The organism is Chryseobacterium wanjuense (assembly GCF_900111495.1).
In the GTDB taxonomy this organism is placed as follows: Bacteria; Bacteroidota; Bacteroidia; order Flavobacteriales; family Weeksellaceae; genus Chryseobacterium; species Chryseobacterium wanjuense.
This window is the reverse complement of record NZ_FOIU01000005.1, coordinates 49,571-64,288: the sequence shown is the minus strand read 5'-3', so window position 1 is coordinate 64,288 and position 14,718 is coordinate 49,571. Positions and strand designations below refer to the sequence as shown.

Here is a 14,718-nt window from a genome sequence, read left to right as displayed (position 1 = left end):
AATATTGATTTACAAAAAAGACACACTGAAAATCAGTTATTTAAATTAAAATTCTTAGCAGATTAATAACTGAAATCCTCTCCTTTATTCCTTCAGATCTATCCTGAGAGTTGATACTTTTGTCGAAGAACTTTTCAAATTTTACAAAGTTTCTGCACAGTAAAAACCTTAAACATGACTAAAAAATTTACAACAGGATTTGCAATGATTGCAAGCACGTTATTGTTCTCTCAGGTTGGAATAGGAACTCCAACACCGCAGGCAACATTAGATGTAACAGGAATGCCGACCAATACAACAAAACTGGACGGTATTATAGCACCCAGATTAACAGGCGTTCAACTCCGTGGAAAAACCTATACCACTGCTCAGACAGGCGCATTGGTTTATGTGACGGCTGCTGATACTGCTCCCGCTAACCAAACCATAGATGTGACCGCGACGGGCTACTATTATTTTAACGGGACGAAATGGGTGGCAACAACAAAAGATACCAATATCTACAATTCTGACGGAGCATTGACCGATTACAGGAAATTAAACTTCAACGGAAAAAGTCTTTCATTTGAAGGAAATGAGCAGCAAACCAACTTTTCTGATGATGGATTAAGACAAATTGGACTTACAGATTATGCAATGATACAAGTAAATAGTGCCGATGTAAATGCCAACGGATTATCTACCAATCTTACCCTGCATACATTCGCAGATAATTATGCCGAAATATCAACATCCGGAGACAGTAATGGTTTGATGATTACTGCAAATGGAAATGTTAATCCGTCTGTTTTAGAATTCAGAACCAGCCCCGGAGGAGGACTACCCTCGCAGCAAAGGCTTTATATTACGGGAGATGGCAGCATAGGAATCAATACAGATAATCCCACAGAAAAATTTGACAATAACGGAGGTAATACCCGGCTGAGATATCTTCCCGCCAACGGTGCCACAAACGCTATTTCCACAACCCCGGACGGAAGTCCATCATCTTCACAGGATCAGACATTTACTGCTACCAGAACCGTAGTAGCTGATGCTAATGGTGTTTTGGGATATGTAAACGGTCTGCCGAGCGAGGCAGGAACGCAAAAGGTATTAGTAAATGCCAATGTTTCCGGAACCCAAAATGTAAGTGGAGGTACCAGTGTGGTAGGGCAGTTTACGGTAGAAAATATAGACTTGATGAATGCCTGGACAAGCAATGTTTTTACCGTTCCAAGCGGAGCAGGAGGACTTTATATGATCAATATGCAGACCTCGAACAACCATGTAGTACCTGATAATAGTGCTACTTCATGGTTTGTGATGGCTTATTTTCAAAAAAGTACGGACGGAGGAGCAAATTGGAATATTATACTAAGAGATACAAGATCAAATATGTCGAGTACAACAGTGGATAACGGAAACGCACTGTTGTGGACAGGAACCCTGAATGCCGGAGATAAAATAAGACCAATGTTTTTATGTACTGCCACAACCAATAATACGATGGTGCATGGATCCCTGTCTATAACAAGGATATTTCAGTAAAAAAGTAAGCTGAAATCAAACAATAAGAAACAGTTTTAAAGATTAATGAACGGTATCATCTCTTATTTCATGAAGAAGAATAATTTATAAATGAAAATGGATTTAAAAGAGATCAACATCGGGGCAATAATAGAAAGCGGCGTTGTTGAGAGTGGGATAGAAATGGATCGTATCTGTAATTTTTTCAATACTACCGAAGAAGAAATCCTGAAGATGTATCAGTCTGATGATCTTGAAGCCAAAATGCTGCTTCGATGGTCTAAACTGTTAGATTATGATTTTTTCAGGCTTTATTCACAGCATTTGATATTGTATGCTCCGATGTCTTCCCGGGATTATAACCATATATCTGAGAAGAAAAGCGCATCATCATTACCGCAATTCCGGAAAAATATTTATACAAAAGAAATCATAGAATTTATTCTGAATAAGATCAGTAAGGGAGAAATGACAAAAGCTCAGATCATGAATGAATATAAGATCCCTAAAACCACCCTTTACAAATGGATTGCCAAGTATAAGAAATGATGGATAAAGAAAATCCAAGGAAATAATCATGATAAAACTAAAAACTATGGAAAAATCAGAACCGGATTATAAAAGAATTTATACGGATCTCATTAATGAAAAATATCCTGAAAGAAAGGAAGAATACAGTTCTATTTTATCTAAAGAGAAATTATCCGTATTGGAAGTGATCACGCTCAACAAGCTTCTTTTTAATCATGAAGGAGAAGATAGAGAAACATCAGGTTTCAATCAAAATCACCGCGCGTACGACAAGGAAGCGATACTTCAGATATTAGACTATCAGAAAAAATGGAAGTACACCAATGCACAATTGGCCAGCCATTTCAACCTCAGCAGAAATACGGTTACCAAATGGAAAAGAAAATTTATCTTATAAGGTAACCGGCTTTTAAGAGAATACTGATAATAAAGATTAAAAAATAATCGTGTTATGTTTAATGCAATTTAGTTAGTGGTAGCTTCCTGTTAAAGGCAGGAAGCGTTTTTCTCAGCAAAATAAGAACATTTCATATAAAATTTTAAGCCTATATCATAATTTTCAAATTGTATAAAAACGCTCTGGAAATTACCATGAGACTTGGCTTTATTGGATAAATATTCATTTCTGTGTGAATTATTTAAGTCTTTCAGTGTATTTCTACTTACAACATAAATCTGCAATTTTTAATTTAAAACAAATATTATGAAAAAAACTTTATCTGCAATGATCATTGCAATTGGTGTCACAGCTTCCGCTCAGGTGGGGGTTAATACTTCAAATCCTGATCAGTCGGCCATGTTGGATGTCAGTTCCATCAACAAAGGTTTTCTGCCTCCGCGTATTGCGCTTAATTCTACCACGGACGTTATCACAATTCCCTCTCCCGCAACAGGACTTTTTGTCTATAATACAGGAGCCGGAACATTGACTACCAAAGGCTATTATTACTGGGATGGAGCAAAATGGACCAGATTGAGCATCGCAGATGGTGGCGGCGACTTTCAGATAGGAGAAGAAAGAGGGTATAGGTTCGTAGTACCCGGAACATTTCAAAATAACTCAGGTAACACCAGCAAAAATCAGATGACAGGAAGGCTCGCTACCAACATTGGAACCATAACCAGAAAAGCCCTCTCAGAATTTGTAAATCCTGCTGACCTCCCGCTGTTCGAAGGTATTAGGCTGGATATATTAGGAGGAGACAACAGTGTTCTGAGGCCGAGATTCTATAATACCAATACGAGTAATGTGATTATTTCGTATGCCACCTTATCTACCTCAAATCCTCTGCAAAACTCACCGAATATGACTATTCTTCCCAATTATTACAGCACCCCGATTGACGGTGACGATTGGCTGAATACCAATAATACCAATATGGAGCAGGATCTTGTAGAAATTCTTTTCTCAGACGGTAAATATTACAGAATGTCTATTGTTGCCTATTCCACAGATGCTGCATACACCACTGTTGCTTCCAATACGATTATAGGAATTTCTTTAAAAAGAGTGCAATAGACTTTAATTTCTTATTCTGATATAGCAAAATGCTCCAGCTTAAACTGTTCTCTAAAGCTGGTTAAAAATAAATTTATTCTTATAACAATACCTGAATGCCACCTAAAACACAAAGTAAATATATTTTATGTTAATTGATAATGCTCGACAGATAAATTTCTCTTCCCATGATGCATTCAGGTATTTTGTTTTTTTGAAAAGTGATGCTTATGAAAATGTAAGCATTTTTTAATCTATTTTAAGTCACTGATGATTGAAAAATTATTAAATTTGAATAATATCAATTATTTCTAAAATCAATTCTTCTGAAAATTTTTTTAATGAAGAAGCTATAATGATGATGTAAAAAGAATTCCGCCGGGAAAAGCTTTTAGATTGTGATAAATTAAACACCAATCAACATCATAACTATGGAAAACAATTTAATGTATTTCTTGCCGGAAAAGCATGGGAAATATCCTGATTTTCTTTTAAAAAGAATGGATGATTTTTATGCCAACAGACTACATAAAGAATGGGGAGGCGAGCATATTCTCCGGGGAGCTGCGCCGGGCGAAGGCTCTATCAATCTCCTCAGCAATGATTATCTGCGATTATCCGTAGATTCCCAAGTCTTGGCTTCTCAATCCGGATCGTTTGACGGGGCAGCTCATACACCATTAATGTCGGCATCATTTATTCACGGAGAAGCACCTCAAACAGTTCTTGAAAGGAGATTGGCTTCTTTTTTCGGCTCAGAATCTGCCCTCCTTTGCCAGTCGGGTTATGTAGCCAATCTCGGATTAATGCAGACTTTGGTAGAAGATATGGATGTTCCTGTGTATATCGACATGATGGCGCACATGAGCATCTGGAACGGCATTCAAATGGGAAATGGGAAAGCTGTGCCTTTTATGCACAACGATATCAGTCATCTGGAAAAAAGAATCAGCCAGCTGGGTTCAGGAATTATTGTGGTGGATTCTATTTACAGTACAGATGGAAGCATAGCTCCGCTACGTGAACTTGCCGAGATTGCAAGAACTAAAAACTGTACCCTTATCGTGGACGAATCCCACTCATTCGGAACTCACGGGCCTAATGGAAAAGGTCTGGTTGAAGAACTCGGGATCAATGACGTCGTTTTATTCAGAACAGCGAGTCTTGCGAAGGCATTTGCTTCCCGTGCCGGATTAATTTTATGTCCGAAGGAATTCGGAGATTATTTTAATGTGACCTCCAAACCGCAGATATTCAGTTCTGCGTTAATGCCCTTTGATATTAACGGATTAAATGCAGTATTGGATCTGATTAATTCAGAAACAGGCGATGAAAGAAGAGTAAGGCTACATCGGCATTCAAATCAGTTGAAAGAACTTCTGATGGAAACAGGCATTGATGTGAGTGAAAGCGAATCACAAATAATAGGACTCAAAGCAAAATCAGAATATAAAATGATGCTTCTGAAGCAGACTTTAGATAAAGAAGGAATATTCGGGGCTCCTTTCTGTACCCCCGCTACCGCGAAGAAAAGACCTGTTTTAAGATTTTCCCTTCATTCAGAATTACAGGCTGATGAATTGCAGCATGTTGCGGTAAGCTGTAAAAAAGCATTTCTAAAACATAATATCTGAGGTTATTTAAAACAATCTATCCAAGAGTACTCAATTTATTTTCCACATAAACCCTAATAACAAAATCATTTCCCATGAAAACCATGACAAACGAAGAGTTTTACGCAGGCTTACTCGATTTACCCAAACCTAAGTATCCTTTTCCTGATACAATTCATCCCGATTTTCAACGATTGAGGGAAGAATATTATAACTGGATCGATACAGAATACATTATTCACAGCAAACAAGCCCGTGAAAAGCATAAAGAGCACAATCTATGTGATATTGCAGCACGTGGATGTCCTTTTCTGAAATCAATTGATGATTTGCTTCCTCTTGCCAATTACACGGCAAACGGCGCAATGATGGATGATTATTTTGACCGTTGTTCACGAAACGAAATGTACGAAATTACAAATCGCATTCATGAATTATTGACAGGCAATGACCCTAAAGAACCTTCTGAAAACGGCATATTCCATTTGTATTGGAAACTCAGGCAGGATGCTCTTAGATGCGATTTTCCGGAGCATTTATACAAAAGATTTGTAAAATCAGTTGACAGGGTGTTTAAAGGTTATGCCGAAGAAAAAACATATTACAGAGTGAACACAATTCCTCCACTGCCTGTCTATCTGCTTATCAGAGAAGATACAAGCGGTGTTCAGCCCTATTGTGATTATGTTGCAATGCAAAAAGATTATCGACAAATACCGGATGAGATTTTTGATCATCCTCATATTAAGCGTATTCAGACCCTTTGTTCATTGCTTATTGGTATTCATAACGACATTATCTCTTTACCTAAAGAACTTCATCGGGAAGGTGACACTATGAATATTGTGAAGGTATTGCAGCAGGAATATAAAATCACAATCCAGGAAGCTTATATAAAAGCTCTTGAGTTGCATGATGATTATTTGAAGGAGTTTTTAGTCTTGCAAAATCATCTGCCTTCTTTTGATAATTGGAAAAATATGATATTTGAATACATCCAGGATCTAGGGATAATGGTTTCAGGAGTTTACGCTTGGCATACAGATACGGTCCGTTACCAAAATGGCAATTATGTAGAAGGTGAATATACAAATGAAAAATAAATTATTATTTAGCGAAAAAGGAATCTCAATGGTTCCTTTTTTAGTATAATAGTGTAAATTTTTAATAATTAATACTAAAGTTAAGAAACTGAATAACAATTACAATTTAAATTTTTAGCATGTAATTAGACTGTCGAAGTGTTAATTTTATCTAAAAATGGGTTTTATCATGCCCCGAAAACCACTCTTCAATCTTTGTTTTAATATATTTGCAGTTCACATTTCTATTATGGCTAAAAAGAAAACAAATACAGAATCTGCGGGTCCGAAAAAAAATAAAAAGGATATTTCCGTAGGGGTTGTAGGGAGCGGGAGTTTTGCGACTGCTATTGTAAAAATGCTTGTTGAAAACTGTAAAGTTGTGCATTGGTGTGTAAGGAATGAGTTCGTGAAGGGAGCGATCGAGCTTCGCGGTCACAATCCGACTTACCTTACGGCAGTGAATTTTAATCTTAAAAATTTAAAGCTCACAACAGACATCAATGAGCTGGTTTCTGCCTGTGATATCATTGTGCTGGCAACGCCGTCCATTTATCTTTCCGATACCTTGGATAAAATGAATTGTGACTACAAAGACAAAATTTTTGTTTCCGCCATTAAAGGAATTATTCCTAAAGTGAATGATGTCGTAGCGCATTATTTAAGAGACGAATTTAAAATTGGATTTAGAAACCAGGCCGTGATTGCAGGACCTTGTCACGCAGAAGAAGTAGCGATGGAAAGACTTTCTTATCTTACCATTGCAACGGTGGAGGATGAGACTTCGGAAAAACTGGTAGAGATTTTTAATTCTGATTTTATTAAAGTACATTCCAGCAAGGATATTTTAGGAAATGAATACAGTGCAATTCTTAAAAATATTTTCGCTATCGGAGCAGGAATTGCAAGCGGCTTAGGCTATGGAGACAACTTTACGGCGGTCTTTGTTTCAAACGCCATCCGTGAAATGGAGACTTTCCTCGAGGCTATTTATGAAGCTCCAAGAGACGTGAACGAAAGTGCTTATCTGGGAGACTTACTGGTAACGGCTTACTCGTTATTTTCAAGAAACAGAAGCTTAGGAAACCTTATTGGAAAAGGATATACGGTAAAATCTGCGATCCAGTCGATGAACATGGTGGCAGAAGGGTATTACGCAGCAGATTCTATTTATAAAACTTCAAAGGAAAAAGGGCTAAAACTTCCGATCATCGATACAATCTACGCGATTTTGTATGAAGGAAAAAATGCCGAAAAACAGTTCAGAAAGCTTACTACGAAATTGAATTAAACAAAAAAACAAGACTTTAAAATAAAATCTTGCTTTAAAATATTTTGAAAACTCAGGCCGTTGACCTGAGTTTTTTTTATTGAGCCATTCGTGTTATGTTGATAGCGAAAGAAGATCGTATCAAAAGATCACTTCTGGTAAATCCGTTTCCTGTATCAAATTCAAATTTTTGCTTGATGGTCGTAGGAGCCGTCAGTTTCAGGAAAAATGTTCCTTGGAAAAAGGTAAAAGTATCACTTAGCTGACACATCTTATTAGATTCGGTGATAACGGCATTCGTGGCAGCATTCACCAAATACGATCTCGTACAGACAAAATTCCGGGAAAGGTATTGGGTATTCGCAGGACCTGTATTATTGGTTCCGGTAACCGCATCTACAGAATACCTGAAAATATAGGTTCCCGCAGGCAATGTGATGGTCGATTTGTCGGCACCAAGTGAAGCTCCTGTTATTTTATTAGATCCCACAACGAGATTAGGAACGACGCTATTGGTGTTATTTGCGGTAATTAATACGTTGGGAGGCGTCACCGTAATATTGACAAGCGACATATTCTGAGGCTCCGAACCCGAAATAATCGCGCGCTGCCATTGATTTTTGATCCAGATATAATATCCTTTCGGGTAGGTAGATACTCCTCCTTTATTATAAATCATTAAACCTTCTGCAGGATTGGCCACAGGAGTAGAAGTACTGTTCAGCACCGTCAGGTCATATTGCGGAAAAAGCACTCCTTTATTGGTTGAGTTAATATCTAAAATACTGCTTGCATTTGGGGAACTGGTATTAATTCCCACTTGAGCGTTTATTGGTAAACTAAATGTAAAAATAAATAGAATACAGGTTAAAATATGTTTTTTCATCTTTGTTAATTATGGGTTAAGAGCTGATCTTTGGATATCAACTTTTGCATTGGTAATAATGATTCCTCCGTTGTTCAGGGTTGTTCCGCCACTTCCGGACTGATACGTTCCTCCTGCAGCATGCGAAATTGCCGGTAAAAGGTTAATCGGTGTAGCGGAAGTAGTCACAAAAGAAAAGCTCAGGTTGATGGTATGCGTCTTGTTACTGGCGATCGACTGTGCATTTACACTGATGGATTTGCCGTATTGCGTATTGGTGGCCGGATCTATCAATTTTAATACATATTGATGAACGTGTACTGCCGTATTTCCGATACCGGCGGTAGCACTTTCTTCTGTATCCCTAATGTCGAAACAGATATTAACAAGATATCCGCTGTTTCCGGGAAGGGTAATGATTCCGTTGCTGGTGTTGTAAGAAGCTCCAATGTCATTGGATACTACAGTAAATTGTGCATCATTAAAATTCTTAAAAGTTCCGTTCGCCAATCCTCCCAAAACACTGTAATCTGTAGTTCTCTGAAGCATTAAATAACTCACCAGGTTATAAGTATCCGCTATTTGTGTCCACTTGCTGTTTTTCCATATATACAATCCCGGGCTGATGGTATTTCCTTTATTATAAACGATCAATCCTTCTGCCGGACTGCTGATCGGTGTCGTATTATTCAGAATATCCACGATATCTACTCTTGGAAGAAGCACTCCTTTATTGGTGGAATTCGAAATATCTAGAACGGCTGAACTGTTCAGTATAGTTTTCCCAATGCCTACTTGACTATAGACCATATTGACAAGCATCAATAAGATCACGATATAATTTTTTTTCATGTTTTTTTAATTAAAGCTTTGAAATTTTAATGTAAGATTCGCTCGAAATAACATTTACCAGATCGTAAAAAGTACTTCCCTGCATTCTTCCGAGGTACAATCTCAGACCGCCGATAATATTGGCATTGGCATTCGCAGGAACACTGTAATAATACGACCAGCTTGCCAGGTGATTGGTACTAACCTTAGAGACAATAGGAATTTCCTTTCTCGATGCCGGACCAGATGTGAAAACTCCCGTTGAATTATTATAAGTATCATTATAAAAATCCATAAAATATCCCATAAGATAATAGGTACTTCCCGTTAACGGAGCCGTTCCGTTGAATCCGGAAGGATTTTCTTGGGGAGAGTTGAGGTTCAGATTTACTTCTACCAGATAATTTCCCTGCGGTAACACCAAAGAATATGCATTGTCATTAGGCACTACTTTAAATCCATTAATATTAGAAACCGCCGATACAGACAGAGGATTAGGCAAAAGCCTTGCACTTACCCCCTGAATGGCATTATCCAATACAGCCAGATTTCCGGTCAATTGTATATACGCGATTTTGGGAGTATCTTCTGCATCAATGGTACTTTGCCACTGATTGATAGTACCGTTGAAAAAATGTAACGCCTTGCTGTTGCTGTTTGTCCCACCGTTGAAAGCGATTAATCCGTCTGCCGGAGAAGCAACCGGAGTTGTGGTGCTGCTTAAGTTCGCAATATTCAAACTTGGAAATAAAAGTCCCTTATTTCCTCCCGATATCACAACTGAAGGTATGCTTGTATAGCCGCTTCCTCCATTGTTTATGGTAATTCCCGTTACTACGCCGCTGGTAATGGTAGCCGTAGCTCTTGCCTTCGATCCTCCGTTTACGATAGATCCTCCATCATAAAAATTAACGGTCGGTACAGTCTTGTAGCCGCTCCCTCCATTGGTAATGTTGATGGCTGTAACCACACCACCCGATATGGTTGCTGTTGCCGTCGCCGGAGTTCCGTTAAAGTTTTCAATGTGTAAAATAGCACTGTTGTCCGGATTGGACGTGTTGATTCCTACATTTCCGCTTTGGGAAAAGAGAAGTTGGGCGAGTATGATACTCACCAAGTTAAAAATTTTCATCCCTGTTTTTTTAAATTCGAAATAATTTTAATACGATTTCATTAGGTCGTATTATTTTGGGTGCAAATTACGTAAAAAATCAGTAGAAAAATGAATATTTTACATTTTTAAGGCGTTTTTAAATGTTATTTTTCACTTGTTTTGGAGTATTCAATGTAAAATATTTAAAAATTTCACTAATTATTGATTAAAATTAATTCTGTAAACTATTATGATTAAAGACTTTCTTTATGTAAACTTAAATGAACTTATATTATTCATAAAATAATATTAAAACATTAATAATTTTAATTAAATGTAAATTTTAACATTAATAAAAATAATTTTATGTTAAATTGCTGGTTATTTGATACTTATTTGTGGTAGGTGATCGATGTTTTGAAGTCAGCAAAATGAAAATCTGTAAGGTAGAATTAATAAAAACATGAAATTTCTCTTGTTAAAATAACCAAAACAAAACCGTATGTTTTAAAACTTTTCACGAACTTTGATATAATAAAATTTAAATTATGTCACAATCGCTTACAAGCAGAACGCCGAAACCAAAATACGACGTTGTTCTAATAGGTGGCGGAATTATGAGTGCCACTTTAGCTACATTATTACACGAATTTGATCCCAATCTGGAGATCGCCATCTTCGAAAGGCTGGGCAGGTTTGCAAAGGAAAGCTCTGCCGCCTGGAATAATGCGGGAACTGGCCACTCAGCGTTTTGTGAGCTTAATTATACTCCCGAAAAACCCGACGGCTCCATTGATATTTCCAAAGCGGAAAGCATTGCAGAACAGTTTGAAATTTCAAAACAGTTCTGGTCTTACCTGATCACGAAAGGATATATTCACGAGCCAAAAGATTTTATCAATTCCTGTCCGCACATGAGCCTGGTATTTGGTGAAAAAGATGCTGAATATTTAAGAAAACGCCATGAAAAAATGTCGGAATCTGTACTGTTCAAAGGCATGGAATTCGCCGCAGATCATGAAAAGCTGAAAGAGTGGATTCCTTTGGTGATGAGCAAAAGAAACCAATCCGAAATCATGGCTGCCACAAAAATGGATATGGGAACCGACGTCAACTTCGGGACACTGACCAGAAAAATGGGAAGACATCTCCTGGAAGACTCCAATGTTGAGGTTTTCCTTTATCATGAAGTGAAAGACATCGATCCGAAAGAAGACGGAACCTGGGAAATGAAAGTGAAAGACAGGATTCACAACCATAAACAGGAAGTGGAAGCGGATTTCGTATTCATCGGGGCGGGAGGATATGCATTGCCGTTGCTGGACAGCTCAGATATTAAAGAAAGCGAAGGCTACGGAGGTTTTCCGGTTTCCGGGGAGTGGCTGGTAAGTCATAATCAGGAATTGGTGGAAAAGCATCATGCAAAAGTATATACACAAGCCACGGTAGATGCGCCGCCGATGTCTGTTCCCCATTTGGACCTGAGAATTATTGATGGACAAAAAGCACTTCTTTTCGGCCCGTTTGCAGGATTTTCAACAAAATTTTTAAAAGAAGGAAGCTATCTTGATCTGCCTGAAAGTGTAAATACTAAGAATTTAAGATCATTATTCGGAGCCTGGTGGCATAATATTCCTTTAACGAAATATCTTATTCAGCAAGTGGCGATGACAAAATCTCAGAGAATGCAGCATTTGAGGGAGTTTATCAAAGATGCCAAAGAAGACGACTGGGAACTGAAAATAGCCGGACAAAGGGTTCAGGTCATCAAAAAAGATGAAAAAGAAGGTGGTAAACTGGAATTCGGAACTGAAGTGGTAGTGAATAAAAAAGGAACGATTGCTTCATTGCTGGGTGCTTCTCCCGGTGCTTCAACGGCAGTGTACGCTATGCTCAACGTTCTGGAAAGATGTTTTCCGGAAAAACTTCATGGCGAATGGAAAGGTAAACTATTGGAAATGGTTCCTTCCTACGGTCAAAAACTGGCTGATCATCCGGAGCTTACGGAAAAGATAAGGAAGTATACAAAAGAAATATTAGAACTTGAATATTAAAAAAAGTGAATAGTGAGTTGCCAATTGTGAATTTTAAAATTGATATTTGCAAAATGATTGACAATTCACCATTGACAAAAAAGCTATGTCCGATACACTCGTAAAGCCGATCATCGTAAAAGAACTTCTGGAATCTCTTCAAACCAAAGTGGAAGAGGAAAAGCAGGTAATTGTACATTGCTGTTTTCCTGCGTCACCGTTTTTAGGAAATCTTATCAGAATCTGGCATTCGACGTATCTTTTTGATAATCAATCAGATCACAGAAGCAGGCTGATTCATGCGGAGAATATCACTATTTTTCCCAATTGGACACCGGTTCCTTTTATGCAGGATTTCTGGTTTACATTAATTTTTTCGGGACTTCCGACAGATTGTAAAAGTTTTGATTTAAAGGAGGTTATTCCCGAAGAAGGCGGCTTCTTTGTAGAATCTATAAAACGGAATTCTTCGGATATTTATCGGGTGAAAATTTCAGAATCTTATATATAGTATCAAACTCCATCACCATGATGGAGTTTTTGTTTAAAAGTGATTTTTTACATTATAATTTAAAACTTAAAATCTATGAAATCCACGGAGGAAAAATATTAAGCAAATTCATTATTTTGAATTAAATTTTCAATGCAGTACTCCGTAAGCGCAACAATCGTCACAAACGGATTCACCCCAATCGTTCCGGGGATCAGCGAACCGTCCAATACAAAAAGATGGTCATGATTTTTTAATTTTCCAAATTCGTTGGTTGCTTCACCCAAAACACATCCACCCAAAGGGTGATAACAGATATTGGCTCCAAAACCATTGTCAAAAAGAAGATGGGCACGGGTTCCGCCATTCGCTCTATTCATTTTTTTGATGAAATAATCGGCATTTTCTCGCATTTTCTGGGTATTACTGGCATCCCAATTGACTTTTAAATTATCATCAACATAATAAACAGAACCTTTTTTATCAACTCTGTTAATCTGCAGATACAAAGCCGTCGCCACATCCATTCCCATCGGAAGCGGGGCAATTTCGGCGAAGAAAGGATGTTCCGGATCGTTCCAGTTGTCAACTCCGGCTACAGGAATGGTCGATTGTTTGGCTCCTGTTCCGCCCGAAAGTGGTTTTACCCAATTTCTTCCGGTCATGAAATTTCCATTATTTCCCCAATTTTTTCCTAGATTTTCAGGGATGGGAAGGTTATTTACCGCATTTGATTTTAATAATAATTTTAAAGTTCCCATCGTTCCCGCCGCAACGATCAGTTTTTTGCAATTGAAAGTTTTCTCGGCAATAGTTTTTCCCAAAGTATCGATCTGATGGACTTTTAAAGTATAGCTTTTATCTTGGTTAACGTTAATTTCATCCACAGAATGCAGGTCTAGGATTTCTAAATTTCCGGTATCCAGCGCTTTTTGTAAATAAGTTTTATCTAAACTGTTTTTCCCATGATTATTTCCATAAATCACTTCCGTATTGAAAGCCGAACGCGGAACTTCATTTTTATATTCCTTTTCCATATAACTGAAATCATACACATTCGGAATTCTCATCGTCTTGAAGCCTGCTTTATGGGCTTCTTCTTCACCCACTCTCGTGAATTTGTAAAACGGACATTCTTTTAAAAATTCTTCGCTGATGATATTCACTTTCAACTCCTGCCTCGCTCTCGGAAAATAAATATTATAAAATTTATCTGAATCTAAATTGGGAAAAACTTCCTTAAAATAACTTTCTTTCGGGGTGACAGCCATTCCGCCGTTTACCAGCGAGCCGCCGCCGACACCTCTTCCGACCCAGATATTGATATGTTCAAAATCCAGCCTGTCGAGAACGCCCGTAAAAGGCTTTAATGAAAAAATATTAAAAAATGGAGCAATCGTTTTTGTTTTCAGCCAGCCCGCACTCTTGTCCGGTTTCAGCAAATTGGAATAAGGGATTCCTGATTTTCCCCAGTTCATGCCCATTTCCAGCATCACTACTTTTTTCCCGGCTTCACAAAGACGAAGCGCAGAAACAGCGCCGCCATATCCTGAACCGATGATAATAATCGGAGCATCGATGTTTTTTTCTTGTTTAATAGCCGGTTGAGCCGCATGAAAAAGATTGGATTGTAAAAAATAAAAACCGCCGACTGCCAAAAGACTGTTTTTAATGAAACTCTTTCTGTCCATTGATGAAATTTGCTCAAGATGTCCAAAAAATATGCTAGAAAACAGGACTTTAATAGTATTTAAACTTAATTGTGATTATTTATATTTTTCCATCATCAAGTTTTTAGTTTTCGTTTTAAAATTTATCTAATTTTAATTAAATAAAGAAAATATTTATAGGATGTTTCATTTGCTGAGTATAAAGTGAAGGTTTACGAACGTAGTTCAGCCTT

13 protein-coding genes are annotated in these 14,718 nt (G+C 37.7%); 9 read left to right on the top strand and 4 right to left on the bottom strand.

The window, feature by feature from the left end; all coding sequences use genetic code 11:
* The first annotated feature begins 174 nt into the window (after positions 1-174).
* The 7 genes from BMX24_RS21395 (at position 175) to BMX24_RS19645 (ending at position 7,524) form a co-directional block, all read left to right on the top strand.
* Positions 175-1,530 (top strand): hypothetical protein, encoded by a 1,356-nt coding sequence (locus tag BMX24_RS21395; protein WP_228404935.1) that lies wholly within the window; start codon positions 175-177, stop codon positions 1,528-1,530.
* Between the two features lie 96 nt (positions 1,531-1,626).
* Entirely contained in the window at positions 1,627-2,058 is a 432-nt protein-coding gene (locus BMX24_RS19675; RefSeq protein WP_089796082.1) for a transposase, read from the top strand.
* A 46-nt stretch (positions 2,059-2,104) separates the two neighbouring features.
* A complete protein-coding gene (locus BMX24_RS19670; protein WP_089795919.1) occupies positions 2,105-2,437 on the top strand; it encodes a transposase in 333 nt (110 codons plus the stop codon).
* 306 nt (positions 2,438-2,743) lie between these two features.
* A complete protein-coding gene (locus BMX24_RS19660; RefSeq protein ID WP_089795914.1) occupies positions 2,744-3,559 on the top strand; it encodes a hypothetical protein in 816 nt (271 codons plus the stop codon).
* 410 nt (positions 3,560-3,969) lie between these two features.
* Positions 3,970-5,172 (top strand): alpha-hydroxyketone-type quorum-sensing autoinducer synthase, encoded by a 1,203-nt coding sequence (cqsA, locus tag BMX24_RS19655; RefSeq protein ID WP_089795912.1) that lies wholly within the window; start codon positions 3,970-3,972, stop codon positions 5,170-5,172.
* Positions 5,173-5,246: 74 nt separating this feature from the next.
* Positions 5,247-6,254, top strand: coding sequence for a terpene synthase family protein (locus BMX24_RS19650; RefSeq protein ID WP_089795910.1), 1,008 nt, complete (start codon positions 5,247-5,249; stop codon positions 6,252-6,254).
* Positions 6,255-6,483: 229 nt separating this feature from the next.
* Positions 6,484-7,524, top strand: coding sequence for an NAD(P)H-dependent glycerol-3-phosphate dehydrogenase (locus tag BMX24_RS19645; RefSeq protein WP_089795908.1), 1,041 nt, complete (start codon positions 6,484-6,486; stop codon positions 7,522-7,524).
* 76 nt (positions 7,525-7,600) lie between these two features.
* On the opposite strand, the gene BMX24_RS19640 is transcribed toward BMX24_RS19645, so the two are convergent.
* Genes BMX24_RS19640 through BMX24_RS19630 form a run of 3 tightly spaced genes read right to left on the bottom strand, consistent with a single transcriptional unit; the run spans position 7,601 to position 10,331 of the window.
* The gene (locus tag BMX24_RS19640) at positions 7,601-8,389 is read right to left on the bottom strand and encodes a hypothetical protein (RefSeq protein ID WP_139176910.1); all 789 of its coding nucleotides are present in this window, start codon (positions 8,387-8,389) and stop codon (positions 7,601-7,603) included.
* 9 nt (positions 8,390-8,398) lie between these two features.
* The gene (locus tag BMX24_RS19635; RefSeq protein WP_089795904.1) at positions 8,399-9,220 is read right to left on the bottom strand and encodes a hypothetical protein; all 822 of its coding nucleotides are present in this window, start codon (positions 9,218-9,220) and stop codon (positions 8,399-8,401) included.
* A 10-nt stretch (positions 9,221-9,230) separates the two neighbouring features.
* A complete protein-coding gene (locus tag BMX24_RS19630) occupies positions 9,231-10,331 on the bottom strand; it encodes a hypothetical protein (protein WP_089795902.1) in 1,101 nt (366 codons plus the stop codon).
* Positions 10,332-10,840: 509 nt separating this feature from the next.
* Between BMX24_RS19630 and mqo the strand changes: the two genes are divergently transcribed.
* Complete coding sequence (gene mqo, locus BMX24_RS19625; protein ID WP_089795900.1) at positions 10,841-12,346, top strand: malate dehydrogenase (quinone); 1,506 nt, start codon at positions 10,841-10,843, stop codon at positions 12,344-12,346.
* An 85-nt stretch (positions 12,347-12,431) separates the two neighbouring features.
* The gene (locus BMX24_RS19620) at positions 12,432-12,836 is read left to right on the top strand and encodes a hypothetical protein (RefSeq protein ID WP_089795897.1); all 405 of its coding nucleotides are present in this window, start codon (positions 12,432-12,434) and stop codon (positions 12,834-12,836) included.
* Positions 12,837-12,934: 98 nt separating this feature from the next.
* Here BMX24_RS19620 and BMX24_RS19615 read toward each other — a convergent pair whose 3' ends face one another.
* Positions 12,935-14,506: a GMC family oxidoreductase N-terminal domain-containing protein gene (locus tag BMX24_RS19615; protein WP_089795895.1), complete on the bottom strand. Its 1,572-nt coding sequence runs from the start codon at positions 14,504-14,506 to the stop codon at positions 12,935-12,937.
* Between the last annotated feature and the right edge of the window lie 212 nt (positions 14,507-14,718).